A 23756-nucleotide genomic window follows, 5' to 3' on the forward strand; every position below is an offset into this window, starting at 1 on the left:
TCCCACCTCATTTAATATGTTTATTATATATAAAGATGATATACCGACTAAAAAAAATTCGGCCGGCCATAGCAGGCCGAGGTGCGGAAAAAAGGGCAAATCACCAAAAAACTCCGAGTGTTCCAACATTCGGGTTTTTCCAGTATCAGGATAAAAAGGAAAAAAGAGGGCGGAAGTCGTGATATAATAGACCGGCTGCACGCGAGGGGGGAACATATGAAGAAAAAAATACTTCTCATTATCCTTAGCATCCTTGTTTATTCGGCGCTGTTCGCTGTTTCTGTCTTCCACAAAGAGCGGCATCAGCAGGCGGAAACAATGACGGATGTCAGCCGTCTCATGCCGGTGAAAATTAAGCAGACGGTCAAAGGAAAAGAGAAAGAAACATTGGTCGAAACGATTAAGGAAGCAAAAAGAAAGCATCTGAAGATCTCGATCGCAGGCGCCCAGCACTCAATGGGCGGCCAGACGTATTATGAAGACGGTATCGTTCTCGACATGACGGGGTACAACAAAATACTCGGTCTCGACCGAAAGAAAAAAATCATCAGAGTGCAGGCTGGGGCGACTTGGAATGATATTCAGCGGTATGTCAATCCGTACGGGCTCGCGGTAAAGGTCATGCAGTCGCAAAACATCTTTACGATCGGCGGCTCACTGAGCGCCAACGCTCACGGCCGGGATATCCGGTACGGCTCGCTGATTGATACGGTTAAATCGTTTCATCTTTTAAAGGCGGACGGCAAAATCGTTACGGTCACCCCGAAAGATGACCTGTTTTCAGCCGTCATCGGCGGGTACGGCCTGTTCGGTGTGATACTTGACGCAGATATTGAGCTGACAGATGATGAGCTATGCGAAATGAAAACGAAACGCATGAACGCTGATACATACAGTCAATATTTTACCCGGCATGTACAGCACAATCCTGCCGTGCGCATGCATCTTGCACGGATCGCAACAGGGGATAAAGGCTTTTTGCACGATATGTATGTGACTGATTACACGCTCTCAGACAATCAGACTGAATTAAAGCAGCACAATGAACTGAAAGAAGATGAGCATCCGGCGCTTACGAAATTCGCGCTCGGTCTCTCCCGCCGGTATGACTGGGGAAGAAATTGGCTCTGGTCGGCCCAGCAGTCTTATTTTCTCGGCCAAAACGGCGTGAAAATCTCCAGAAATAATGTCATGAGGTCAGAATCGAAATTTTTGGAATATGAAAACACGGACAATACCGACGTGCTTCAGGAATACTTCGTGCCTGTCGGCGAATTTGCGCCGTACATTCATGATTTGCGCACGGCGCTGTCACACGAAGATCTCAATCTTGTAAATATTACGATCCGCTACGTGCAAAAAAATGAAAAAGCCGACCTGTCATATGCAAAGGATGATATGTTTTCGCTCGTTCTATTAATCAATGAAGGGTTTTCAAAAGACAGTCAGGCGGGTGCGGCGCGGATCGTCAGAAAAATGACGGACACGGCATTGCGCCACGGCGGCAGCTATTATCTGCCGTATATGCTGTACCAAACGAAAGAGCAGATGCGCAAGGCGTATCCGAAGAGTGACATGTTCTTTCAGAAAAAGCGCAAGTATGATCCGGATGACTTGTTTATGAATTATTTTTATCAGAGGTACAAATCATGAAACACAATCATTTAAAATGGCTGATCCTGTCTCAGAGCAGTGTCTTTTTTGCCGGCAGCCTGATCTTTCCTTTTTATATTTTGTTTATTAAAAACATCGGTTCCAGCTACACGCAATTCGGTTTGTCATACGGCTTGTTCGGCCTGAGCGGCGCTTTGATCCATCCGCTGCTGGGCCGGCTGTCGGCAAGACTTGATCCCCGCTGGTTCCTTATGGCGAATTCATGGGGCATGGCAGTCCTTCTCCTGACGCTCCCGCACATCACCGGTGTGCACCAGGTTTATGTTGTGCAAGTGCTTTTGGGCCTGTTCGGCGCCATGCAAAAACACGGCGAAAAAATAGTGATCGCCGATTACACCGATGGCGGGGAGCGGGGGAAAAAAGTCGGCAGCTATCATTTTTGGACGGCCGTATTTTCCGCTGCCGCCATCATTCTGGGCGGCTTTCTCGCTGACTTCTTTACGGTTCACATTATTTTTTACGCAAGCTCTGTGCTGTTTTTTATAAGCGGGCTGATGATGCTGAAGAAAACAGGCTGATAGAATCAGCCTGTTTTTTTTGTCGGCAAAAACAGATGGAAAATGAATGAAAAATATTAAATATACAATTGAATTAATTTTTATTCATGTTATAATGTTAAATAATTTCACAAAAACCAAGAAGGTGAACCCGTTGAAAATTGGTATTATAGGCGCAACTGGCTATGGAGGCGCCGAACTTGTCAGAATTCTTAACCATCACCCTTATACAGATAATTGTATATTATATTCATCGAGCGATGAAGGAAAGGCATATGATGCTTCATATCCGCATTTGAGAAATATAGCGCCGCAATCACTTCAGCCGCTTCATATAGAAACGATCCGCAACGAAATTGATGTGATGTTCATAGCCGCGCCGCCCGGCGTTTCCGGGGAGTGGTCGCCGAAGCTGGCGGAGGCGGGCATTCCGGTCATTGATCTTTCCGGCGATCTGCGGATTCAAAATCCGGCCGTGTATGAAAAGTGGTATAAGCGGCAGGCCGCCCCGGAAGAAACGATTCAAAACGCGGTTTACGGTTTAGCCGAACTGCAAAAAGAAGAAATTCAGAATGCAAAGCTGATTGCCAATCCGGGGTGTTTTCCGACGGCTGTGCTTCTCGGGCTCGCCCCGCTGGCGAAAAATAAGCTTTTACAAGATTCATTTCTGATTGTTGATGCGAAGACAGGCGTATCCGGCGCCGGCCGAAAAGCTTCCATGGGCACTCATTATTCTGAGCTGAATGATAATTTCAAAATTTATAAGGTCAATGAGCATCAGCACACTCCGGAAATTGAACAGCAATTGGCGGCATGGCAGCCCGGCACAGGTCCGATCACGTTTTCCGCTCATTTGGCGCCGATGACAAGGGGCATTATGGCGACGATGTATACCGACGTCCCTCCGGGAATGTCTTCTGCACAATTAAGAGAGTTTTATTCCGAATTTTACAAAGATTCATATTTTGTCAGGATCAGGCCGGAAGGTGAATTCCCGGCGACGAAAGAAGTGTACGGCAGCAACTTTTGTGACATCAGTGTCACTGTGGATGAACGAACAAACCGTGTGACCATCGTTTCTGTCATAGATAATCTGATGAAAGGCGCCGCCGGGCAGGCGGTTCAAAATTTAAATATCATGAATGGCTGGCAGGAAGAAACGGGACTTATGATGACGCCAGTCTATCCATAGAACGAAAGAGGGATTCAAAAATATGATTCAGCTGAGTGAGAAAATCACGAAAATCAAAGGCGGCGTATCTTCGCCGAAAGGGTTTGAGGCAAAGGGTATTCACTGCGGGCTGCGCTATTCAAAAAAAGACCTCGGGGCGATTATCAGCGAGACGCCAGCAGTCAGTGCAGCAGTATATACGCAGAGCCATTTTCAGGCAGCACCCTTGAAAGTGACGCAAGAGAGCTTGAAAAAAGAGGCTGTGCTTCAGGCGGTTATTGTCAATAGCGCGATTGCCAATGCCTGTACGGGAGACCAAGGTTTAAAGGACGCTTATGAAATGCGGGACGGATTCGCAAGCCAGCTCGGGATTGAGCCGGAGCTTGTTGCGGTTTCGTCAACCGGGGTGATCGGCGAGCTGTTAGACATGGAAAAAATTCAGGCGGGCATTGAGCAGCTCGGTCAAGCGCCTGCAGTGTCCGGAGCTTTTGAAGAAGCCATTTTGACGACGGATACAGTGACGAAACAGACGTGTTATGAACTGGTGATCGGCGGGGACATCATCACGATCGGCGGAGCGGCGAAAGGCTCCGGCATGATCCATCCCAACATGGCGACAATGCTCGGCTTTGTCACAACGGATGCGGCCGTGGAAGAACAGGCGCTTAAAAACGCGCTCAGAGAGATCACGGATGTTTCATTTAACCAAATCACCGTTGACGGAGAAACATCGACGAATGACATGGTGCTCGTGATGGCGAACGGCTGCGCGGGGAATGATTGTCTGACGGAGCAGCATTCCGACTGGCCGGCTTTTAAAAAGGGGCTGAAGCTTGTATGCGAAGACCTTGCCAAAGATATTGCCAGAGACGGTGAAGGAGCGACGAAATTAATTGAAGCCAAAGTCGAAGGCGCGAAAAATAATCTTGAAGCGAATATCATCGCCAAAAAAATCGTCGGCTCAAGCCTTGTGAAAACCGCCGTTTACGGCACTGACGCCAACTGGGGGCGCATCGTCGGCGCAATCGGGCACAGTGCGGCAAGCGTAACGGCCGAACAAGTGGAAGTTTTCCTCGGCGGTCAGTGTCTGTTTAAACACAACGAACCTCAGCCGTTTTCAGAGACTGACGCCAAGGAGTACTTATCAGGTGATGAAATTACGATTGCAGTCCGCCTGCAAGAAGGCGCCGGCAGCGGCCGGGCATGGGGCTGTGACTTAACCTATGACTATATCAAAATCAATGCGAGCTATCGCACATAACAAAGGGGAGCGGCATGAAGAAAACCATTGTTTTTAAGTGCGGCGGCAGCGTGATCCGCGAGTTATCCGCCGCTTTTTTTCAAAATGTAAAAGAGCTTATGCAATCGGGCTGGAACATTGCCGTCGTGCATGGCGGCGGTCCGGAAATTTCACAAATGCTGAAAACATTGCAGATTGAAACGGAATTTGTCGATGGGCAGCGGAAAACGACCAAACCGGTGCTGGAAACAGCCGAAATGGTCTTGTCAGGAACGGTCAATAAATTTTTCGTAACCGAACTCGCGAAAAACGGGCTGAAAGCTGCGGGAATCTCAGGAAAGGACGGCGGTCTCCTTCAAGCATCCTATCTTGATCAAGACAAATACGGAGAAGTCGGTGAAATCCAAAAAACCGATCCGTCCATTATTCAAGCACTAATGAAAGAAGGCATCATTCCCGTTATCGCTCCGCTTTCCATGACAAGTGATTTTGAAACGCTGAACGTCAACGCAGACGCAGCGGCATCAGCCGTCGCTTCAGCCTTACAAGCCGATAAACTTTTATTTGTCACGGATGTCGAAGGAATTATGGACGGAGAGAACCGGCTGGAGACGTTGACGCCGCGGGAGATTCAGACTCTCATCGATGGCGGCGTCATTTCGGGAGGGATGATTCCGAAGGTGAAGTCGGCATTATCGGCACTGAGTGAAGATGTCGCGGAAGTTATGATCGTAAACGGAAAAGGAGCGTTTTTCACCGATCAAGCCTTCCAAGGAACAAAAATCGTCAAGGAAAAGGAGAGCGTGTCATGAGCAGTTTATTTCAAACCTACAGCCGCTGGCCTATCGATATCAAAAAAGCGAAAGGGACAATCGCAGAGGATGAAAACGGAAAAACGTATCTGGATTTTATTCAGGGCATCGCCGTTTCCAATCTCGGCCATTGTCATGATGCGGTGACAGAAGCGGTCAAAGAACAGCTTGTTTGCGTATGGCACGTTTCCAATCTGTTTGAAAATGACCTGCAGGAAAAAGCCGCGGCAAAGCTTGCCGAACATAGTGCGGGGGACCTGGTTTTCTTCTGCAACAGCGGGGCTGAAGCGAATGAAGGCGCCATTAAGCTTGCCCGTAAAGCAACGGGAAAAACAAAAATCGTGACATTCCGGCAATCCTTTCACGGACGGACATATGCGGGAATGGCCGCTACCGGACAAGACAAAATCAAAACCGGTTTCGGACCGATGCTCCATGGATTTCACTATCTTCCGTTTAATGATCCGTCAGCATTCAGCACGCTTTCAAAAGAGGATGATATCGCCGCCGTCATGCTTGAGACGGTGCAGGGAGAAGGGGGAGTCCATCCCGCCGACCCGGAATTCATCGAAGCCTTACAGACATTTTGCAAAGACAGACAGGCGCTGGTTATCATAGACGAGATTCAAACCGGAATCGGCCGGACGGGAAAAGCATTCGGCTATGAGCATTTCGGCATCTCTCCGGACATCATCACCGTTGCGAAAGGGCTTGGAAACGGTTTTCCCGTCGGAGCCGTAATCGGCAAAAAGAAGCTTGGCGAAGCCTTCACGCCGGGTACGCATGGTACGACTTTCGGCGGCAATAAGCTTGCTATGGCAGCTGTGAATGCGACCTTGGACATTGTGTTTCATCCAGACTTTCTCGAGGCTGCGGCCGGCAAAGGCTCTTTTTTAAAAGACCGGCTGAAAAGTGAGCTGACAGTGCCTTTTGTAAAAGATATCCGCGGAAAAGGGCTATTAATCGGCATTGAATGCGAAGGTTCCGTTTCCGGCATTATCGGAGACCTGCAGGAACGCGGACTTCTCGTGCTTCCGGCCGGACCGAATGTCATCAGGCTGCTCCCGCCGCTTACGGTTTCTGAAGAGGAAATGCTCTCGGCCGTCAGCATGCTGAAAGCAGCGATAGAAGCGCATACCGCAGTGAAACGATAATTTTTTTTCGCTATAAGAGTATAAAAATTCATGTTTTTAATTAATTATTCGTCAAGAGGTGGGCTTTAGATGAAAGGCTATTTAGTATTGGAAGACGGAACATCATTTGGCGGTGATCTTGAAAAAGAAGCATGCTGTGTTGGCGAAGCGGTTTTTTTCACCGGAATGACGGGCTATCAGGAAGTACTTACGGACCCGTCATATAAGGGGCAGATCATTGTTTTTACGTATCCGCTGATCGGAAACTACGGAATTAATGAAAAAGACCTTGAGAGTAAGATTCCTCAAGTCAAGGCCGTTGTCGTGTATGAAGCGTGTGAACATTTTTCTCACCATGAAGCAGTCTCAAGTTTGAGAGAGTATTTAAATAAATGGAATATCCCGCTTTTAACCGAAGTGGACACACGGGCCGTCGTCAAAACCATCCGCTCCGGCGGCACGATGAACGCTGCCGTGTCAACAACAGGAGAAGTTCCTGCGGCATCCGGAACAGAAAACCCGGCTGAGCTGGCGCAGGCTGAAGAGATCACCTCTATGGGGGACGGAGACCGGCATATTGCGCTGATTGATTTCGGTTATAAAAAATCAATTGCTTCGTCGCTTGTAAAGCGCGGCTGTAAAGTAACAGTCGTTCCGTATCACCAGATGAACGCCGTTTATGATATTCGGCCTGACGGAATCGTGCTTTCAAACGGACCTGGGGACCCGAAAGCGATTGCTCCGTACATGACCCGGATTAAGGCTTTACTGAATGCTTTCCCCGCACTCGGCATTTGTCTCGGACATCAGCTGATTGCCCTCGCTTTCGGAGGGAATACGTATAAACTGCCGTTCGGGCACAGGGGAGCCAACCATCCCGTTATTGACCGGAAAACGAAACGGGTGTTTATGACAAGCCAAAACCACAGCTACGTCGTCGATGAAGCATCAATTGACCAAAACGAGCTGTCGATCAGATTCCATCATGTCAATGACACCTCAGTGGAAGGGCTCATTCACAACCGCCTTCCCGTATTAAGCGTACAGTTCCACCCTGAAGCTCATCCCGGACCGGCTGAGAGCGAGTGGATATTTGATGAATTTCTAGAGAAAGTGATACCAGCAAGGAGAGAAATCGCTCATGCCTAAAGATACAACCATTTCCAGCATATTAGTCATCGGCTCAGGCCCGATCATCATCGGCCAGGCGGCTGAATTTGATTATTCAGGAACGCAGGGATGCATGGCTCTGAAAGAAGAAGGATACCGTGTTATTCTCGTCAACAACAACCCGGCAACGATTATGACGGATGAGGCGTTTGCCGATGAAATTTATTTTGAACCGCTCACGACCGAAAGCATCGAAGCCATCATTGAAAAAGAAAAGCCGGACGGTCTCCTTGCCAATTTGGGCGGCCAGACGGCATTGAATTTAGCCGTTAAGCTTGAAGAAGCAGGCGTGCTGAAGAAGCATCACGTCAAGCTTTTAGGAACATCAGTGGAGACCATTCAAAAAGGCGAAGACCGGGAGCGGTTCCGGGCCCTGATGAAGGAGCTCGACCAGCCTGTTCCAGAAAGCGAAATCGTCGACAACGAAGAAGATGCCCTCCGCTTCGCTGAGTCTATCGGATTTCCGGTTATTCTGAGACCGGCGTATACGTTAGGCGGAAAGGGAGGCGGAATCGCGAAAACGAAAGAAGCGTTTCAGACGCTGATTAAACAGGCGCTGTTGGCAAGCCCGATCAGCCAATGCCTCGTCGAAAAAAGCATCGCCGGTTTTAAAGAAATCGAGTATGAGGTCATGCGTGACAGAAATCATACATGCATCACCGTCTGCAACATGGAAAACATCGATCCCGTCGGCGTGCATACAGGAGACTCCATCGTAGTCGCGCCGTCCCAGACGTTAACGGATGAAGAATATCAGATGTTGCGTTCAGCAAGTTTGGCGATTATTTCAGCGCTTGATGTGGTCGGCGGCTGCAACATTCAATTTGCGCTGGACCCGTTCAGCAAACAGTACTATGTCATTGAAGTGAACCCGCGTGTCAGCCGCTCTTCAGCTCTCGCGTCAAAAGCGACCGGCTATCCGATTGCCAAAATGGCGGCGAAACTTGCCGTCGGCTATACGCTTGATGAACTGAAAAATCCGCTGACGGGCTCTACTTATGCAAGCTTTGAACCGGCGCTGGATTATGTCATCGTCAAATTTCCGCGCTGGCCGTTTGATAAATTTAAACATGCCGACCGCACGCTCGGAACGAAGATGAAAGCGACGGGAGAGGTCATGGCGATCGAAAGAAACATGGAAGCGGCCATTCAAAAAGCGGCGGCCTCTCTTGAGCTGAAAACGATCGGCACCCGCCTTCCCGAACTCGGCGGCTTTACGGTCAATCAGCTGTGGGACTTAGCGGTAACGCCGGATGACCGGAGATTCTTCGTCGTCATGGAACTGTTAAGCCGCGGTGTAACGATAGAAGACATTCATTCTAAAACGAAAATTGACCCGTTTTTCCTTCATGTATTCCGAAATATCATCACATTGGAAAACAAGCTGATGGAAGAAGGAGATCATTTGTCCGTCCCGCTTTTAAAGCAGGCGAAGATAAAAGGCTTCACGGACGTCATGATCGCGTCTCTTACGGGGAAAACGGAAGAAGACATCCGCGCTCTCAGAAAGAAAGCAGATATCGTCCCGTCGTTTAAAATCGTAGATACATGCGCCGCTGAATTTGATGCCAAGACAAATTATTTCTACTCCACCTATCTCGGAGAAAGCGACGGAGATATCAGCCGAAAAGAGAAAAAACGGGCGCTCATTATAGGATCAGGCCCGATCCGCATCGGTCAGGGTGTGGAATTTGACTACAGCGCAGTCCACGGCGTCCTGACCCTGCAAAAGCTGGGCTATGAAACGATTATGATCAATAACAATCCGGAAACGGTAAGCACCGATTACGAAATTGCCGACAGGCTCTATTTTGAACCGCTGACGGCAGAGCATATTTTAAACGTGGCGGAACATGAAAACATTGATTTTGCCATCGTCCAGTTTGGGGGGCAGACCGCTATCAATGCCGCTGAATCACTGGAAAAAGCGGGCGTTCAGCTGCTCGGAACATCCTTTAGAACCCTGGATGCGCTGGAGGATCGGGATCTGTTTTATCGGCTGCTTGATGAGCTTGATCTGAAACATGCCAAAGGGGAAACGGCTTATACGAAAGAAGAAGCCGCGGAAAAAGCAAGCCGCATCGGGTATCCCGTGCTGATCCGCCCATCTTATGTCATCGGGGGGATGGGCATGATCATCGTTGATTCAGAAGCGCAGCTGTCAGACCTGCTGGAAAAAGAAGCGGGCATGCCGTATCCGATTTTGATCGACCAGTACATTACAGGAAAAGAATTGGAGATCGATCTGATTTCCGACGGACATGAAGTATTCGTTCCGACTTACACAGAACACATTGAACGGGCCGGCGTTCATTCGGGCGACAGTTTTGCGATTCTGCCGGGTCCGTCCGTCACACTTGATATGCAGCGGGATATAAAAAAGGCTGCCGAAAAAATTGCGGTAAAACTGGGTTTCAAAGGCATTATGAACATTCAGTTTGTCATTGATGACAAAGGGGATATTCTCGTTCTTGAAGTGAATCCGCGGGCAAGCCGCACGGTTCCTGTCGTGTCTAAGGTGATGGGAGTGCCGATGATCCCGCTTGCCGCCAGACTGCTGGCCGGCTCTTCCCTTAAAGACCTCAAGCCCGAGGTTCAAAATCAGCATGGAACGGCTGTGAAATTCCCGGTATTTTCTTCTCACGCCATTCAGGATGTTGACGTAAAGCCGGGACCGGAAATGAAGTCGACAGGAGAAGGGATGTGTGTCGCCTTTGACGCAGAAAGCGCCCTGAAAAAAATCTACGCGCATGTCTGGGAGAAAAAAGGAAGCGTCTATCTGGAAGGCGGAGATGAGGAACTGGCACGGCAGGCTAAAGCTGCGGGATTCACCGTGTGCAAAGACTCTTTTCAGGCCTGGGCGGATCAGAAGGATAAAGCGGTCCATATTAATTTCAATCATTCTGAAGAAGCGCGTAAACAGCGGATTGAAGCCATGACGCACGGCGTGACGGTCTTTACTGAACCGGAAACCGCAAAGGCATTTTTAGCAAGCGGCTCCGGCAAACCTCAGCCTGTATCGCTTAAAGATCTTTATCAAAAGGATGTGGCATCATGCACACAGTAAAAGCGGAACATACATTAACCCATTTGTACGGCAAAGATTTTCTTTCCTTGAAGGATTTCAGCCCTTCTGACATTAACGGGCTTTTGACAGAAGCTTCATTATTAAAACAGCATCCGATACAGCCGATTTTTCAAGGAAAAACATTGGCGATGATTTTTGAAAAATCTTCAACACGCACGCGTGTATCGTTTGAAGCGGGAATGGCTCAGCTCGGAGGAACAGGACTATTCCTTTCAAGCAGCGACCTGCAGCTTGGACGGGGAGAGACGGTCGCGGATACGGCGAAGGTGCTGTCCGGATTCGTTGATGCCATTATGATCCGCACTTTTGAGCATGAAAAAGTCGAAGAACTTGCCGAGCATGCACACATTCCCGTCATAAACGGGCTGACCGACCGGTACCACCCGTGTCAGGCACTCGCGGATCTGTTAACGATACAAGAGATAAAAGGAAAGCTGAAAGGAGTAAAAGTCGCCTATATCGGTGACGGAAATAATGTCGCGCATTCACTTATGATCGGCTGCGCAAAAATGGGCTGTGACATTGCGATTGCTTCGCCGAAAGGCTATGAAGTAGAGGAAGAGGCGGTAAATGCCGCAAAAGAAGCTGCGGCTGTTTCCGGAGCGGAGATCATCCTTACCGAAAATCCGCAGGAAGCGGTGCGGGATGCAGACGTGATTTACTCCGATGTCTTTACGAGCATGGGACAGGAGGAAGAGATGCAGCAGCGGCTGAACGTGTTTGCCCCGTACCAAGTCAACGCCTCACTCGTCAGTCTCGCCAAACCTGACTATACCTTTTTGCACTGTCTGCCCGCGCATCGGGAGGAAGAGGTCACGTCCGAGATAATTGACGGCCCGAACTCTGCGGTATTCCAGCAGGCGGAAAACCGGCTTCACGCACAAAAAGCGCTCTTGAAAGCTCTTCTTTACAATCAGGATGAACAAAAAAACCGCTGAGCCTGGGACTGACCCCCGTTTTTGAGACAGGGATCAAAACACCTTTAAGCAGCCAGCTGTCGGTATGTGACCGGCGGCTGGTTGTTTAGTTTCGTTTGAATACGAATGTTGTTATAATAGTGTATATAGGTTTCGACAGTTTGTTCTACGATGGTCGTCGTAGTGCTTTCCAACCTGTCGAGGTAGAACGTTTCAGACTTTAGTGAGGAATGAAACGATTCGATGGAGGCATTATCAGCGGGCGTCCCTTTGCGGGACATGCTCATGGTAATGCCTTTTGTTTTAACAGCTTTCTGATACTCATAAGATGTATAAACAGAACCTTGGTCACTATGTAACACGCAGTTCTCTGGCAGTGCAGGCAGCTGATCAAGTGTGTGTAAGACAAAGTCTGTGTCCTGTCTATCGCCAATCGTAAAAGCAATCACTTCTCCATTGTATAAATCCAATATACTGGAAAGATACAATTGTTTCTGCCCATAAGGCAAATATGTGATATCCGTTACTAGCTTTTCCAGAGGGCGATCAGACTGAAAGTTTCGATCCAATATATTCTCGGCCACGGCATATGGCTGCCCATTCTTCTTGCGCTTTTTCACCTTAACCCGGCATTGCCACTGATTCTTCTGCATAATGCGCTGAACCGTTTTATGATTCATACGCATTTCCTTTTTTAATATGGCTGTGATTTTCCGATAGCCATATCGATACTTGTGTTCTCGGCACAACGTGCCGATTTGTTTTTCTAAATGGTATTTAGGGTTATCTTTCATCAGATTCTTCTTCCAACGATAATAAGATGCTCGTGAGATACCTAAATGAATACAGATATCCTTTATGGTCATTGTGCCGCGCAATGCTTCTACAAGCTCGACTGGCGTTTCGCTATCAGCTTCCTTTCCAATTCGTTGTACTTTTTTAACACTTCATTCTGTTGTCTCAGATAACAATTTTCTGCCTGCAGTTTCTCTAATTCGGAAGAATACTCTGGACCTTTTCCATAAGAATATTGCTTTCCGACGGGTTGTTCGAATCGATGTGTATCCCCAGCTTTATACCACCTGACCCATGTCTGAATCTGCGTCTTATTCTTTATATTCAATTCCTGCATGATCTCCTTCACAGGCACGCCCGCCAATCTCATTTCTACAGTCTTCTGTTTGACTTCAACCGGATAACTCACTCTTGTCCTCATAGAAAAACACCTCCAAGTCTAATTTCGGATAACAACGATCCGTTTTCAAACTTGAAGGTGTTTTTTGTTTGTCTCATATTATGGGGTCAGTCCCGCCTCATTCAGCGGTTTTTTAATATTTTCTCGCATACAAGCGCATACTACATGAAAAAGAAAAAGGAGGAAATGACGTGGGACAGCAGCATCAATTCCGACCGGGACAAAAAGCGCCGAATAACGGTGTGTACGTTGAAATCGGCGAAACGGGAAGTATGGTCAAAAATCCGCAAAAAATCAAGCTTACGGCGGGAGAAATGTTTCCTGAGACTTCAAATCACAACAGATTGTGGACATATCAACGAAAACCGTGAACAGAAAAAAACCTGCTGAATAGCAGGTTTTTTTAATTAATGCTGGCTTGCATCCTGTTTGACAGGCATGACTTCCGCAAGAACAAACACAAGCACCGCGATAACTACGGCGATAACTGATGATTGCTTGAAGTTGTACGCCGCGCTGTTCATGGAGGCGATCAAATAACAGGCCATATGTGTTAAAAGGAACGTCCAAATAAAACCGATAACTAACCGCACGTTTCCACCTCGTCCTTCATTTTATTCTACGTTGTATCATACCATACATAAGGCGCGGGCGGAAGGTCAATTTCGCATCAAAAAGCCCCGCCCTAAAACTGACTTTTTACCGCATGCCCGGCCGTCTGACGGAAAATACGGTCCCCGCACCGGTATAATAGCCAAAACATAGAAGCAAATAGGGGTTTAACTGATCCGTTTTCATTCTTCTTACATATGATAGCCAATAGAGAAACTAGGAGTAAAAGGAGGCGGAAAGGCATGGGGATAACGGAAAGATTTTTCCAACTCGGATCTGAGCTGAACGTCATCCATCTGCCGTATCGGCCGAATGGCTTCTGTATCTTTATTCTCGGGGACAGAACTCACTTTGTCAGCGGGGATTCAAGCTTTTGGCTCGAACATGAAGGGAGAAACCAGCTGTTAAATACGCTGCGTGACAGAGGTTATACAATCTTCAACAGCAATTTATACGGCAGGCATTGGGGATCGGAAAAAGCCGCCGCTTACGCCAGACAGCTGATTCATTATGTACTGAAACAAGAAACCCTCAATCCGAAAATACATTTGCTTGCAGAAGGCATGGGCGCTCTCATCGCCGATCAACTGCTGCAATCTTCGCCGGAGCATATCCGTTCAGCAGCAATGTTAGATCCTTGTCTTGACCTTCAAGCCCATTTTGAATCAGAGAAAGAAAATAAGTTTTTTTATAAGCAGTTTCTGAGAGAAACGGCTCAAAGCTTCGGTGTTTCTGAAAAAGAGGCAAGCTCGCTGACCTATCAGACCATCACCGGCTGCCGCACCAGCGTGCCGGTACATATATGGCAAAGAACGACCGGAGCGCCGTATCCGTATACCCTGCATGCGAACGCATATAAAGATGCCCGGGAAAAGACCGGATGCAAGACTGATATCACGTATCACATGCTTGAGAATCCGGCGCGGATGTACAGAGCCATCTGCCGCTTTTTCCGCAGTCATGAAAAAGACCTGTAGTGAATAGTATACAACAGCCATCTCTTTTCAGAGGGCTGTTTGGCTTGTGCGTGAATGAAAAACCGGAAAGGCGGCATATGTGATGAAGACAGCGCTGATCATTGGAGCAGATGAATTTCTCGGCCTTTCATTATGCGAACGGATGATGGATGAAGGTGTGCATGTTGATGTCATTTTGGATGAGCCGGAGGACAAAACGAGGCAGCTGTATTTAGAAGAACGTTTAATGTGGCTCGGGAGGAACGGGCTTTTTCAAATCATAGATGAAATCGGTGTTAAGGAATACGATCGAATCTGCGTTCAATACGGGAGCGGATGTCTGCCTGAAGACAGAACGGAGCCTTTATATTGGATTGTTTACAATGAGGATCACGGAGACTGGGAAAAAAACGGCCAGCGGGACACGGTTAAAACGATTATTCTTCCGCCGCTTTACGGCCCGTGGACGGAAGCGAAAGAAGATGGCGAAAGCAGGGTCTTTTTAGAAGACGCAGCCTGCGGGTTGATGAATAAGCTTCAGGCGGACGGCACAGAGGAAGAAAATCAGGTTATTACCCTGGAAATAATAGAAAAAACGCAAAAAACAGAAGCGGAAGAAAAAATTCAAGAGTGGAAAAGACAATTTTCATCAACATTCGACAATTTTTAAGAAATACCTTCCATGTTATGTGCATTACCGCTACAATAAATGTATACCAATTATACATGTTATGAGTAAAAAAGGGGTTGAACACGGCTTGATCACCAGGCTTGTCATGGTCTTTTCTGTCCTCCTTTTATTGAGCGGATGCGCACAAACTCCGTTTAAAGGGAAAATTGAGAAGGTCGGAATGCTGTTTCCCGATACCATCAGTGACCTGGTATGGGGCACAAAAGGTTACAAAGGTTTATTAGCGATACAATCTGAATTTAACGTTGACGTTTATTATAAAGAAAATATCAGATCTGATGAAGATATTTTAAAAGCGATAGATGATTTGCATAAAAAAGGAGTCAATCTTTTATACGGGCACGGAAATGAATACGAGGAAATCTTCAATATGATCAGTAAGGATTATCCCGACATGGAATTCGTCGTCGCAAACGGAACGGCGAAAAACGATAATGTCACAAGCGTTCATCTTATGGGAGAAGCGATGGGCTTTTTTGGGGGAATGACGGCCGCCCATATGTCAAAAACCAATGAGGTCGGCGTCATCGCCTCGTTTTTATGGCAGCCTGAGGTAGACGGCTTTATTAAAGGGGCAAAATATGAAAAGCCCGATATCACCGTCAATACTGAATTTACGGACCATTGGGATAACGGCAATGAAGCACTGCATCTTTATAAGAAGTTAAAAGCAGAAGGCACGGATGTTGTATATCCGGCCGGAGACGGGTATAATGTTCCTGTCATTCAGCAAATTAAAAAAGACGGGCTTTACGCCATCGGCTATGTCGCCGAGCAATCGAACCTCGGCAAAAACACGGTGCTGACAAGCACCGTGCAAAATGTAGACAAAGCCTATACAATAATCGCCGAGCAATATAATAACGGCACGCTCAAGAGCGGAGATCACAACTTCGATTTCAGGGAAGGAGTCGTTGAAATGGGGACGTTCAGCCCTCTGGTGGACAAAGCATTTCAAGACAAAATCTCAGATCTTGTAAAAACGTATAACCGAACAAATGAACTGCCGTCAAATGAATAGAGGTGGATACACATGCAGCATGAAAAGTCTCTTGAATTTATGCAGATCGCAATGAAATACCTGCCGGAAGCAAAGGCGGAGCTTGAGAAATCCGGCATTGATCTGTCTATGGAAATGATTCAGCCGTTTATGGATCTATTTACATCGGTCATGGCGGAAGCATATGAGCTTGGCAGATCTGATGCCGGAGAGCTGAATAAATAAAGAGAGCCACTTTTTCATGAAGTGGCTTTTCACATGATTTTTTTCTTGATGGCGGAAACCATCGATCCAAGCCCAAGGTCTTTAAATACAGGCTTTAATTGATCGAGGGAGTTCATGATGGAGCCCAGCTGATTCATCACGTGGTTGTAATCGACCGGACCTTCGTTTTCAGCCTGAGGCTGCTCGGGGTTTTCTTCGTTTTTTTCGTTTTCTTCCGGTTCTTTATCCCGGTCCCCGGAATTGCCGAACATCATTTTAGTGAAAATATCCATAATAAAGCCTCCTTTCATCTTCCTTATATTCTATGAAGAGCGGGAGCCGATAGTTTAGACGAATATATTGCCAACAGAAAAAAAATAGGGTAGAATTAGTACCTGATACTAACAATTGATCATAACTAATTAGTTTTAAATTCATTATAAAAAGGAGTCTTTCCTATGAAAGCTGGAATTCTTGGTGTCGGCCGTTATATCCCGGAAAAAGTGCTGACAAATCATGATCTTGAACAAATGGTAGATACATCGGACGAGTGGATTCGTACGAGAACAGGTATAGAAGAAAGAAGAATCGCCGCTGAAGATATGTATTCATCCGGCATGGCCGCTGAGGCTGCGCAAAAAGCGCTTGATCAGGCGGGCATTTCCGCTGAGGAGCTTGATATGATCCTCGTGGCGACGGTCACTCCCGACCAGTCTTTCCCTACCGTATCCTGTATGATACAAGAAAAGCTCGGGGCCAAAAAAGCGTGCGCGATGGATATCAGCGCTGCATGTGCCGGTTTTATGTACGGTATCGTAACCGCCAAACAGTTCATTGAATCGCAAACATACAAACATGTCCTTGTGGTCGGAGTCGAAAAGCTTTCAAGCATTACTGACTGGGAAGACCGCAATACGGCTGTTCTGTTCGGGGACGGGGCCGGAGCGGCTGTCATCGGACCGGTCAGCGACGACAGAGGCATACTGTCATTTGAGCTCGGAGCAGACGGTACAGGCGGTCAGCACTTGTACTTAGATGAAAAAGGGCATACAATCATGCATGGAAGAGAAGTATTCAAATTCGCCGTCCGGCAAATGGGTGAATCAAGTGTAAATGTCATTGAAAAAGCCGGTCTTTCCAAAGAGGACGTAGACTTTTTGATTCCCCATCAGGCAAACATCCGCATTATGGAAGCGGCACGGGAACGTTTGGAGCTTCCGGTTGAAAAGATGTCTAAAACAGTCCATAAATATGGAAACACATCCGCGGCATCCATTCCGATTTCATTAGTAGAGGAACTGGAAGCAGGTAAAATTAAAGACGGCGATGTCATCGTCATGGTCGGTTTCGGCGGAGGATTGACATGGGGCGCCATAGCGGTGCGCTGGGGACGATAGAAAAAAGGTGAGGTGCACACATGATGAATAAAAAAAGAGTAGTCGTTACAGGACTTGGAGCCCTGTCTCCGCTTGGCAACGACGCCGAAACAAGCTGGAAAAATGCGATTAGCGGCGTATCCGGAATCGGACCGATCACACGTGTGGAATCGGACGAGTATCCGGCGAAAGTAGCTGCTGAACTGAAAGATTTCAATATTGAAAACTACATGGATAAAAAAGAAGCGAGAAAAATGGACCGCTTCACACAATATGCTGTTGTAGCTGCGAAAATGGCTGTTGAAGATGCCGGTCTGAACATCACAGAAGAGATCGCGCCAAGAGTCGGCGTTTGGGTCGGTTCCGGAATCGGCGGCCTTGAAACGCTTGAATCCCAATTCGAAATCTTCCTGACAAAAGGGCCGAGACGGGTCAGCCCGTTCTTTGTTCCGATGATGATTCCGGATATGGCGACAGGCCAAATCTCAATCGCTCTCGGAGCAAAAGGAGTCAACTCCTGTACGGTGACGGCATGCGCGACGGGAACAAACTCTATCGGTGACGCGTTTAAAGTCATTCAGCGCGGCGATGCCGATGCGATGATTACGGGCGGAACGGAAGCGCCGCTGACAAGAATGTCATTTGCGGGCTTCAGCGCAAACAAAGCCCTTTCTACAAATCCTGATCCGAAAACGGCAAGCCGCCCGTTTGATAAAAACCGTGATGGCTTTGTCATGGGAGAAGGCGCGGGGATTATCGTACTTGAAGAGCTTGAGCACGCGCTTGCCCGCGGTGCAAACATCTACGGAGAAATTGTCGGTTACGGCTCAACGGGTGATGCTTACCACATTACCGCGCCTGCCCAAGACGGAGAAGGCGGTGCGAGAGCGATGCAGGAAGCAATCAAAGATGCGGGCATCAAGCCTGAAGAAATTGATTACATTAACGCTCACGGCACAAGCACGTACTACAATGACAAATACGAGACAAAAGCCATTAAGACCGTTTTCGGTGATCATGCGTACAAGCTTGCCATCAGCTCGACAAAATCAATGACGGGCCATTTGTTAGGCGCTGCCGGAGGAATTGAAGCCATCTTCTCCGTCATGGCGATTAAAGACAGCGTTATCCCGCCGACGATTAACATCGAAACACCTGATGAAGAGTGTGATTTAGATTATGTACCGGACAAAGCGCGCGAGCAGGATGTTAACATCGTTCTCAGCAACTCGCTCGGATTCGGCGGACATAATGCCACTTTGATCTTTAAAAAATATCAATAATACAGTTTTTTGACCGGCTGCCTGAAAAAGGCGGCCGGTTTTTTTGTGCGTGCATATGATAACAACAAGAGGAGGCGAACCGGTATGAGCGTCAAGCAGACATATAAATGGATGGAAAAGGCGGCATCCATGAATGATTTGGCCCCGCACCTTTTGCCGCTTTTTTCAGGGGCCGAAAAGAAAGAGTGGAAGCCGATACTCGCGATGCTGCAAAACCACGGAATGTTCCGCCATCTGAAGGACGGCGTTAGGACCAGTAAACGGCTGAAAGAAAGAGGAAGCTACAGCCATATCCAAAAGGAGGAAGCTTATTTAAAGGAGAAGTGGAGCGGACCCGATGTGCCGATCGTTGTTTTGCCCGTTGATGAACGAAACCGGAAAATCCGTCTGGAATTCGGGTCAAAATCCGGTCTTGCTTTCCGGGACAAAATGTTTCTCTTCTTATCGTCGGATAGTTCCAATTCAGCTGTTTCCGCCCTTATGACACATGAATATAATCACGTCTGCCGGTTAGAACATGTGACAAAGGACGAAAAAGATGAGACATTACTTGATACAATCATGATGGAGGGGCTGGCAGAATATGCTGTATATGAGCGATTCGGCTCAAATCTTACGGCGGAATGGACGTCCTACTATACGCCTGAGCAGCTTGATTTTCTGTTTGAAAAAAGAGTCAAGCCGAACCTCCGATTAACGAGAGACAGCAGAATGTTTTCACAGCTCTTATACGGAAAAGGATACTTCCCCTCAATGCTTGGTTATGCCGTCGGATTCAATATAGTAAAAAAATATTTAACCGATCATCAAAAAACAGTAAAAGAAGCATTGGCCATCCCTTCAAAAACCTTTCTGGAAGCAACGCTTTAAAAGAATGAAAGAATGGTAATTATTTGATGATATTACATTTATCCTAAAAAATTCTTGCTTTTGTAATAATGATGTAATAATATACAACTATAAAATTTTTGACTATTCTATATTTTGTGATAGCGAAACGTATGTTTCCCTCTGCTGCAGCGGAATGAGAAAGGGGCGTATCATGAGCACACTATTAGAAGTGAATAACTTAAAGACCTATTTTTTCAGAAAGAAACAGCCGATTCCCGCAGTCGACGGGGTGGATTTTCACATTAACAAGGGCGAAACCGTCGCCCTTGTAGGAGAATCCGGCTCGGGCAAAAGCATCACCTCTCTTTCTATTATGGGACTTGTCCAAGGCTCGGGCGGGAAAATTGTGGACGGCTCGATTAAGCTGGAAGGCAGGGACCTGGCCTCCTTCACCGAAAACGAATATTGCAAAATCCGCGGAAATGACGTCTCTATGATCTTTCAGGAACCTATGACTTCTCTAAACCCGGTGCTGACCATCGGCGAACAAATTACCGAAGTGCTTGAATACCATAAAAAAATGAGTAAAAAAGAAGCCGCGAATAAAGCCGTTGAGCTTCTCAAGCTCGTCGGATTCTCAAGAGCGGAACAAGTAATGAAAGAATATCCGCACCGCCTTTCCGGGGGAATGAGACAGAGGGTGATGATCGCCATTGCGCTCAGCTGCAACCCGAAGCTTCTAATAGCCGATGAACCGACGACGGCGCTTGATGTGACGATACAAGCCCAAGTATTGGAGCTGATGAAAGACCTCTGCAAAAAATTCGATACTTCCATTCTGCTGATCACTCACGATTTAGGCGTCGTTTCCGAAGCCGCCGACAGGGTGATCGTGATGTACTGCGGACAAGTCGTTGAGAGCGCGAGCGTGGAAGACTTATTTTTAAACCCCCTTCATCCGTACACGGAAGGGCTGTTAAACTCCATACCGGTGATAGACGGAGAGATTGATACATTAAAAGCGATCAAAGGCAGTGTCCCGACACCGGATCATCTTCCGGAAGGCTGCCGATTCGCTCCGAGGTGTGCGAAGGCGATGGACAAATGCAAAACGGGGCAGCCGGAGCTGATAACACATGAAAGCGGCCGTTCTGTAAGGTGTTTTTTATATGAGGAAGAGGGTGCCCAATCAAAATGACAGCTGTGAACCAAGAAACGATATTAGAGCTGAAAGACGTAAAAAAATATTTCCCGATCCGTTCCGGTTTTTTTCAAAGAAAAGTCGGAGACATCAAGGCTGTCGACGGTGTTTCTTTTTCACTGAAGCGCGGCGAGACGCTCGGCATCGTCGGTGAATCAGGATGCGGCAAATCAACGGCGGGAAGGACGATGATCCGTTTATACAAACCGACAGACGGCCGGATTCTTTTTAAGGGCCAGGATATTTCCGGCTTATCAGAAGAAAAGCTGAGAAAAAGTGTCCGCAAAAACATCCAGATGGTCTTCCAGGACCCCTTCGCATCGCTTAATCCGAGAAAAACGCTGCGCTCCATTATTAAAGAACCGTTCCAGACTCACCATATGTACAGCATTCGCGAGCGGAACGAGAGAGTAGAGGAGCTGCTGGCGAAAGTCGGTCTCCATCCGAGCTTTGCGAACCGCTATCCGCATGAATTTTCCGGAGGGCAGCGTCAGCGGATCGGGATTGCGCGTGCTTTAACATTGAATCCCGAGCTGATTATTGCGGATGAACCCGTATCGGCGCTTGATGTCTCCATTCAGGCTCAGGTCATCAATCTGATGGAAGAACTGCAGGAAGAATTCAACCTGACCTATTTGTTTATATCCCATGATTTAAGTGTTGTCCGCCATATCAGTGACAGAGTCGGCGTTATGTATCTGGGGAAAATGATGGAGCTGACCGATAAACATGAGCTGTACGACAATCCGCTTCACCCCTATACGCAAGCGCTGTTATCTTCAGTGCCCGTCACGAGAAAAAAAGACGCCGTCAAGCGGGAACGAATCATCCTGAAAGGAGAACTGCCGAGCCCGGCAAACCCGCCGAAAGGCTGCGTGTTCCACACGCGGTGCCCGATGGCCAAACCGATCTGTAAGGAACAAATCCCGGCATTTGAAGAAGCCGCTCCCGGCCATTACGTCGCCTGCCATTTATATACCTGAAATGACAAGCATCGAGAGGGGGTATGCCGGATTACATAACCTGTTTGCTGCATATATATCACAAAGGGGGAATTGATATGAAATTACGTAAAACCGCACTGATGATGCTAAGTGTTTTTATGGCGCTCGCCATCTTCCTGTCAGCCTGCTCCGGCTCAAAATCCACAAGCACCGAATCCAAACCGGCCGGAAAACCGCAAAAAGGCGGAGATTTGGTTGTCGGGTCAACTGGGGAACCAACGCTTTTTAATCCTCTTTACTCCACCGATGTTGCAAGTTCCGATATTGAAGGAATGATTTACAGCACATTATTAGAAACCGATGAGAAATTGAACGTCAAGCCGTCGCTGGCTGAAAAAGTAACAGAGTCTGACGGGGGATTAACGTATGATGTAAAACTGAAAAAAGGCGTAAAATTCCATGATGGAAAAGAGCTCACGGCCGATGATGTAGTGTTCACCTACAGCATTCCTCTTAACAAAGATTACAACGGTGAGCGGGGCTCAGGTTTTGAGTCACTTAAATCCGTAACGAAAAAAGGAAAATATGAAATTCAGTTTAAAATGAAGAAAAAAGATGCCTATTTCTACAATGTCGTTCTCGGCAGTTACGGCATTTTGCCAAAACATATATTGGGTAAGGTCCCGGTTGCTGATCTGGGAGAAAATGAATTTAACCGTAAAAACCCAATCGGCTCCGGTCCGTTTAAGTTTGTCGAGTGGAAAAAGGGCGAGTATGTCAAACTGAAAGCAAATGATGATTACTTTGAAGGCAGACCATATCTTGATACAGTGACAGTCAAAACAATTCCTGATTCCAACGCAGCCGTGGCCCAGTTAAAAGCGGGGGACATTGATTTCTTCGCTGTGCCGGGCACAGATTTTGATACGGTTAAGACGTTTGGGAACGTAAAGGTTAAATCTGATCTCGGCTTAAACTACAGCTATATCGGCTGGAATGAGAAAAAAGAGCTTTTTAAGGACAAAAAAGTGCGTCAGGCATTGACTTACGCTCTTGACAGGCAGGCAATGGTAGATCAAGTGCTGAACGGAGACGGTAAGGTAGCGGATGTTCCTGAAAGTCCGCTGTCATGGAATTATCCGAAGTCTAAAGTGCCGACATTTGATTATAATCCGAAAAAAGCAAAGCAGCTGTTAAAAGAAGCCGGATGGGAAGATCATGACGGTGACGGCTACCTTGATAAAGACGGGAAAAAATTCTCTTTTGAAATTAAAACGAATCAAGGCAATAAAATTCGTGAAGATTTAGCGGTTGTCGTTCAGCAGCAATTAAAAGAAGTAGGAATTGAGGCAAAGCCGCGGATTGTTGAATTCAGTGCGTTAATTGAACAGACCAGTGCCCCTAATTGGGATTATGACGCTCTTCTTCTCGGATGGAGTCTTGCTACGTTCCCGGATCAGTTCTCCATCTTCCATTCAAGCCAATCTAAAAACGGGCTGAATAATATTTGGTACAAAAATCCGAAAGTCGATAAGCTGCTTGAAGAGGCGAAGTCAATTACTGACAGAAAAGAATACCAAAAGAAATATGAAGAGATATACAAATTGATTGCGGAAGATCAGCCGTACAGCTTCTTATTCTATTACAACTATCACAGAGCGATGCCGAATAATTTACAAGGCTATGTATTCCACCCTAAAAATGACTTGTACAATATTGAAAAATGGTGGCTGGATCAAAAATAGCAAAAGCCCTTGAGAG

General features: G+C 47.2%; 23 protein-coding genes. 20 read left to right on the forward strand and 3 right to left on the reverse strand.

All coding sequences use genetic code 11. The annotated features are described in order from the left end of the window. The first annotated feature begins 216 nt into the window (after positions 1–216). The 9 genes from ABDB98_RS05500 (at position 217) to argF (ending at position 11723) form a co-directional block, all read left to right on the forward strand. A complete protein-coding gene (locus tag ABDB98_RS05500; RefSeq protein WP_438421593.1) occupies positions 217–1653 on the forward strand; it encodes an FAD-binding oxidoreductase in 1437 nt (478 codons plus the stop codon). Next, a complete protein-coding gene (locus ABDB98_RS05505) occupies positions 1650–2192 on the forward strand; it encodes an MFS transporter (protein ID WP_016938260.1) in 543 nt (180 codons plus the stop codon). The genes ABDB98_RS05500 and ABDB98_RS05505 overlap by 4 nt, the downstream gene beginning before the upstream one ends. Positions 2193–2325: 133 nt before the next feature. Then, the gene (gene argC / locus ABDB98_RS05510; RefSeq protein WP_438421594.1) at positions 2326–3363 is read left to right on the forward strand and encodes an N-acetyl-gamma-glutamyl-phosphate reductase; all 1038 of its coding nucleotides are present in this window, start codon (positions 2326–2328) and stop codon (positions 3361–3363) included. Positions 3364–3385: 22 nt separating this feature from the next. After that, positions 3386–4603, forward strand: coding sequence for a bifunctional ornithine acetyltransferase/N-acetylglutamate synthase (argJ, locus tag ABDB98_RS05515; protein ID WP_438421595.1), 1218 nt, complete (start codon positions 3386–3388; stop codon positions 4601–4603). Between the two features lie 14 nt (positions 4604–4617). Next, entirely contained in the window at positions 4618–5394 is a 777-nt protein-coding gene (gene argB / locus ABDB98_RS05520; protein WP_016938257.1) for an acetylglutamate kinase, read from the forward strand. Then, complete coding sequence (locus ABDB98_RS05525) at positions 5391–6548, forward strand: acetylornithine transaminase (RefSeq protein ID WP_438421596.1); 1158 nt, start codon at positions 5391–5393, stop codon at positions 6546–6548. Before argB ends, ABDB98_RS05525 begins: the two co-directional genes overlap by 4 nt. Before the next feature lie 69 nt (positions 6549–6617). Continuing rightward, positions 6618–7676 (forward strand): carbamoyl phosphate synthase small subunit, encoded by a 1059-nt coding sequence (locus tag ABDB98_RS05530; RefSeq protein ID WP_438421597.1) that lies wholly within the window; start codon positions 6618–6620, stop codon positions 7674–7676. Further along, the gene (locus tag ABDB98_RS05535) at positions 7669–10764 is read left to right on the forward strand and encodes a carbamoyl phosphate synthase large subunit (protein ID WP_438421598.1); all 3096 of its coding nucleotides are present in this window, start codon (positions 7669–7671) and stop codon (positions 10762–10764) included. Before ABDB98_RS05530 ends, ABDB98_RS05535 begins: the two co-directional genes overlap by 8 nt. Further along, positions 10752–11723, forward strand: a complete 972-nt coding sequence (argF, locus tag ABDB98_RS05540) for an ornithine carbamoyltransferase (protein WP_060963100.1) — start codon at positions 10752–10754, stop codon at positions 11721–11723. The genes ABDB98_RS05535 and argF overlap by 13 nt, the downstream gene beginning before the upstream one ends. A 44-nt stretch (positions 11724–11767) precedes the next feature. Here the strand turns inward: argF and ABDB98_RS05545 are convergent. Further along, positions 11768–12918 (reverse strand): IS3 family transposase gene (locus ABDB98_RS05545; RefSeq protein WP_438420799.1). Its coding sequence is split into 2 segments (ribosomal slippage): positions 11768–12645 and positions 12645–12918, totalling 1152 coding nucleotides; the frame shifts between segments, so codons are not numbered across the junction. Positions 12919–13088: 170 nt separating this feature from the next. Here ABDB98_RS05545 and ABDB98_RS05550 point away from each other — a divergent pair. Next, positions 13089–13268 carry a YjzC family protein gene (locus tag ABDB98_RS05550; protein WP_016938252.1) on the forward strand — a complete coding sequence of 60 codons (180 nt, stop codon included), beginning with the start codon at positions 13089–13091 and terminating at the stop codon, positions 13266–13268. 36 nt (positions 13269–13304) lie between these two features. On the opposite strand, the gene ABDB98_RS05555 is transcribed toward ABDB98_RS05550, so the two are convergent. Continuing rightward, positions 13305–13490 (reverse strand): YjzD family protein, encoded by a 186-nt coding sequence (locus ABDB98_RS05555; RefSeq protein WP_016938251.1) that lies wholly within the window; start codon positions 13488–13490, stop codon positions 13305–13307. Between the two features lie 261 nt (positions 13491–13751). Between ABDB98_RS05555 and ABDB98_RS05560 the strand changes: the two genes are divergently transcribed. From ABDB98_RS05560 to ABDB98_RS05575, 4 genes are all read left to right on the forward strand, one after another. After that, positions 13752–14486 (forward strand): hypothetical protein, encoded by a 735-nt coding sequence (locus tag ABDB98_RS05560; protein ID WP_438421599.1) that lies wholly within the window; start codon positions 13752–13754, stop codon positions 14484–14486. Between the two features lie 82 nt (positions 14487–14568). Continuing rightward, positions 14569–15135: a hypothetical protein gene (locus ABDB98_RS05565; RefSeq protein WP_438421600.1), complete on the forward strand. Its 567-nt coding sequence runs from the start codon at positions 14569–14571 to the stop codon at positions 15133–15135. Between the two features lie 88 nt (positions 15136–15223). Further along, positions 15224–16177 (forward strand): BMP family ABC transporter substrate-binding protein, encoded by a 954-nt coding sequence (locus ABDB98_RS05570; protein WP_095240949.1) that lies wholly within the window; start codon positions 15224–15226, stop codon positions 16175–16177. 12 nt (positions 16178–16189) lie between these two features. Next, positions 16190–16381, forward strand: coding sequence for a ComZ family protein (locus ABDB98_RS05575; protein WP_003155061.1), 192 nt, complete (start codon positions 16190–16192; stop codon positions 16379–16381). Between the two features lie 29 nt (positions 16382–16410). On the opposite strand, the gene ABDB98_RS05580 is transcribed toward ABDB98_RS05575, so the two are convergent. Further along, positions 16411–16653 (reverse strand): hypothetical protein, encoded by a 243-nt coding sequence (locus ABDB98_RS05580; protein WP_060963097.1) that lies wholly within the window; start codon positions 16651–16653, stop codon positions 16411–16413. A gap of 165 nt (positions 16654–16818) precedes the next feature. On the opposite strand from ABDB98_RS05580, the gene ABDB98_RS05585 reads away from it, so the two are divergent. From ABDB98_RS05585 to ABDB98_RS05610, 6 genes are all read left to right on the forward strand, one after another. Beyond that, complete coding sequence (locus ABDB98_RS05585) at positions 16819–17757, forward strand: beta-ketoacyl-ACP synthase III (RefSeq protein ID WP_016938246.1); 939 nt, start codon at positions 16819–16821, stop codon at positions 17755–17757. A gap of 23 nt (positions 17758–17780) precedes the next feature. Continuing rightward, complete coding sequence (gene fabF / locus ABDB98_RS05590; RefSeq protein ID WP_438421601.1) at positions 17781–19019, forward strand: beta-ketoacyl-ACP synthase II; 1239 nt, start codon at positions 17781–17783, stop codon at positions 19017–19019. A gap of 84 nt (positions 19020–19103) precedes the next feature. After that, complete coding sequence (locus ABDB98_RS05595) at positions 19104–19889, forward strand: DUF2268 domain-containing protein (protein WP_438421602.1); 786 nt, start codon at positions 19104–19106, stop codon at positions 19887–19889. 172 nt (positions 19890–20061) lie between these two features. Beyond that, complete coding sequence (locus ABDB98_RS05600) at positions 20062–21048, forward strand: ABC transporter ATP-binding protein (protein WP_016938243.1); 987 nt, start codon at positions 20062–20064, stop codon at positions 21046–21048. Then, positions 21045–22034, forward strand: coding sequence for an ABC transporter ATP-binding protein (locus tag ABDB98_RS05605; protein ID WP_060963093.1), 990 nt, complete (start codon positions 21045–21047; stop codon positions 22032–22034). The genes ABDB98_RS05600 and ABDB98_RS05605 overlap by 4 nt, the downstream gene beginning before the upstream one ends. A 77-nt stretch (positions 22035–22111) precedes the next feature. Beyond that, on the forward strand, positions 22112–23740 hold the full coding sequence (locus ABDB98_RS05610) for a peptide-binding protein (protein ID WP_060963092.1): 1629 nt from the start codon (positions 22112–22114) through the stop codon (positions 23738–23740). Positions 23741–23756: the final 16 nt, after the last annotated feature.

The sequence above is a fragment of the Bacillus siamensis genome (assembly GCF_051628075.1).
GTDB classification, from domain to species: domain Bacteria; phylum Bacillota; class Bacilli; order Bacillales; family Bacillaceae; genus Bacillus; species Bacillus siamensis.

What these genes read in the sequence shown, in the direction of transcription:
- ABDB98_RS05505 (WP_016938260.1), top strand. Translation starts at nt 1,650, where the DNA reads ATGAAACACAATCATTTAAAATGGCTGATCCTGTCTCAGAGCAGTGTC.
- ABDB98_RS05565 (WP_438421600.1), top strand. Translation starts at nt 14,569, where the DNA reads ATGAAGACAGCGCTGATCATTGGAGCAGATGAATTTCTCGGCCTTTCA.
- ABDB98_RS05500 (WP_438421593.1), top strand. Translation starts at nt 217, where the DNA reads ATGAAGAAAAAAATACTTCTCATTATCCTTAGCATCCTTGTTTATTCG.
- ABDB98_RS05585 (WP_016938246.1), top strand. Translation starts at nt 16,819, where the DNA reads ATGAAAGCTGGAATTCTTGGTGTCGGCCGTTATATCCCGGAAAAAGTG.
- ABDB98_RS05535 (WP_438421598.1), top strand. Translation starts at nt 7,669, where the DNA reads ATGCCTAAAGATACAACCATTTCCAGCATATTAGTCATCGGCTCAGGC.
- ABDB98_RS05560 (WP_438421599.1), top strand. Translation starts at nt 13,752, where the DNA reads ATGGGGATAACGGAAAGATTTTTCCAACTCGGATCTGAGCTGAACGTC.
- ABDB98_RS05600 (WP_016938243.1), top strand. Translation starts at nt 20,062, where the DNA reads ATGAGCACACTATTAGAAGTGAATAACTTAAAGACCTATTTTTTCAGA.
- ABDB98_RS05580 (WP_060963097.1), bottom strand. Translation starts at nt 16,653, where the DNA reads ATGGATATTTTCACTAAAATGATGTTCGGCAATTCCGGGGACCGGGAT.
- ABDB98_RS05610 (WP_060963092.1), top strand. Translation starts at nt 22,112, where the DNA reads ATGAAATTACGTAAAACCGCACTGATGATGCTAAGTGTTTTTATGGCG.
- ABDB98_RS05605 (WP_060963093.1), top strand. Translation starts at nt 21,045, where the DNA reads ATGACAGCTGTGAACCAAGAAACGATATTAGAGCTGAAAGACGTAAAA.
- ABDB98_RS05575 (WP_003155061.1), top strand. Translation starts at nt 16,190, where the DNA reads ATGCAGCATGAAAAGTCTCTTGAATTTATGCAGATCGCAATGAAATAC.
- ABDB98_RS05595 (WP_438421602.1), top strand. Translation starts at nt 19,104, where the DNA reads ATGAGCGTCAAGCAGACATATAAATGGATGGAAAAGGCGGCATCCATG.
- ABDB98_RS05530 (WP_438421597.1), top strand. Translation starts at nt 6,618, where the DNA reads ATGAAAGGCTATTTAGTATTGGAAGACGGAACATCATTTGGCGGTGAT.
- argJ (WP_438421595.1), top strand. Translation starts at nt 3,386, where the DNA reads ATGATTCAGCTGAGTGAGAAAATCACGAAAATCAAAGGCGGCGTATCT.
- argB (WP_016938257.1), top strand. Translation starts at nt 4,618, where the DNA reads ATGAAGAAAACCATTGTTTTTAAGTGCGGCGGCAGCGTGATCCGCGAG.
- ABDB98_RS05525 (WP_438421596.1), top strand. Translation starts at nt 5,391, where the DNA reads ATGAGCAGTTTATTTCAAACCTACAGCCGCTGGCCTATCGATATCAAA.
- argF (WP_060963100.1), top strand. Translation starts at nt 10,752, where the DNA reads ATGCACACAGTAAAAGCGGAACATACATTAACCCATTTGTACGGCAAA.
- fabF (WP_438421601.1), top strand. Translation starts at nt 17,781, where the DNA reads ATGAATAAAAAAAGAGTAGTCGTTACAGGACTTGGAGCCCTGTCTCCG.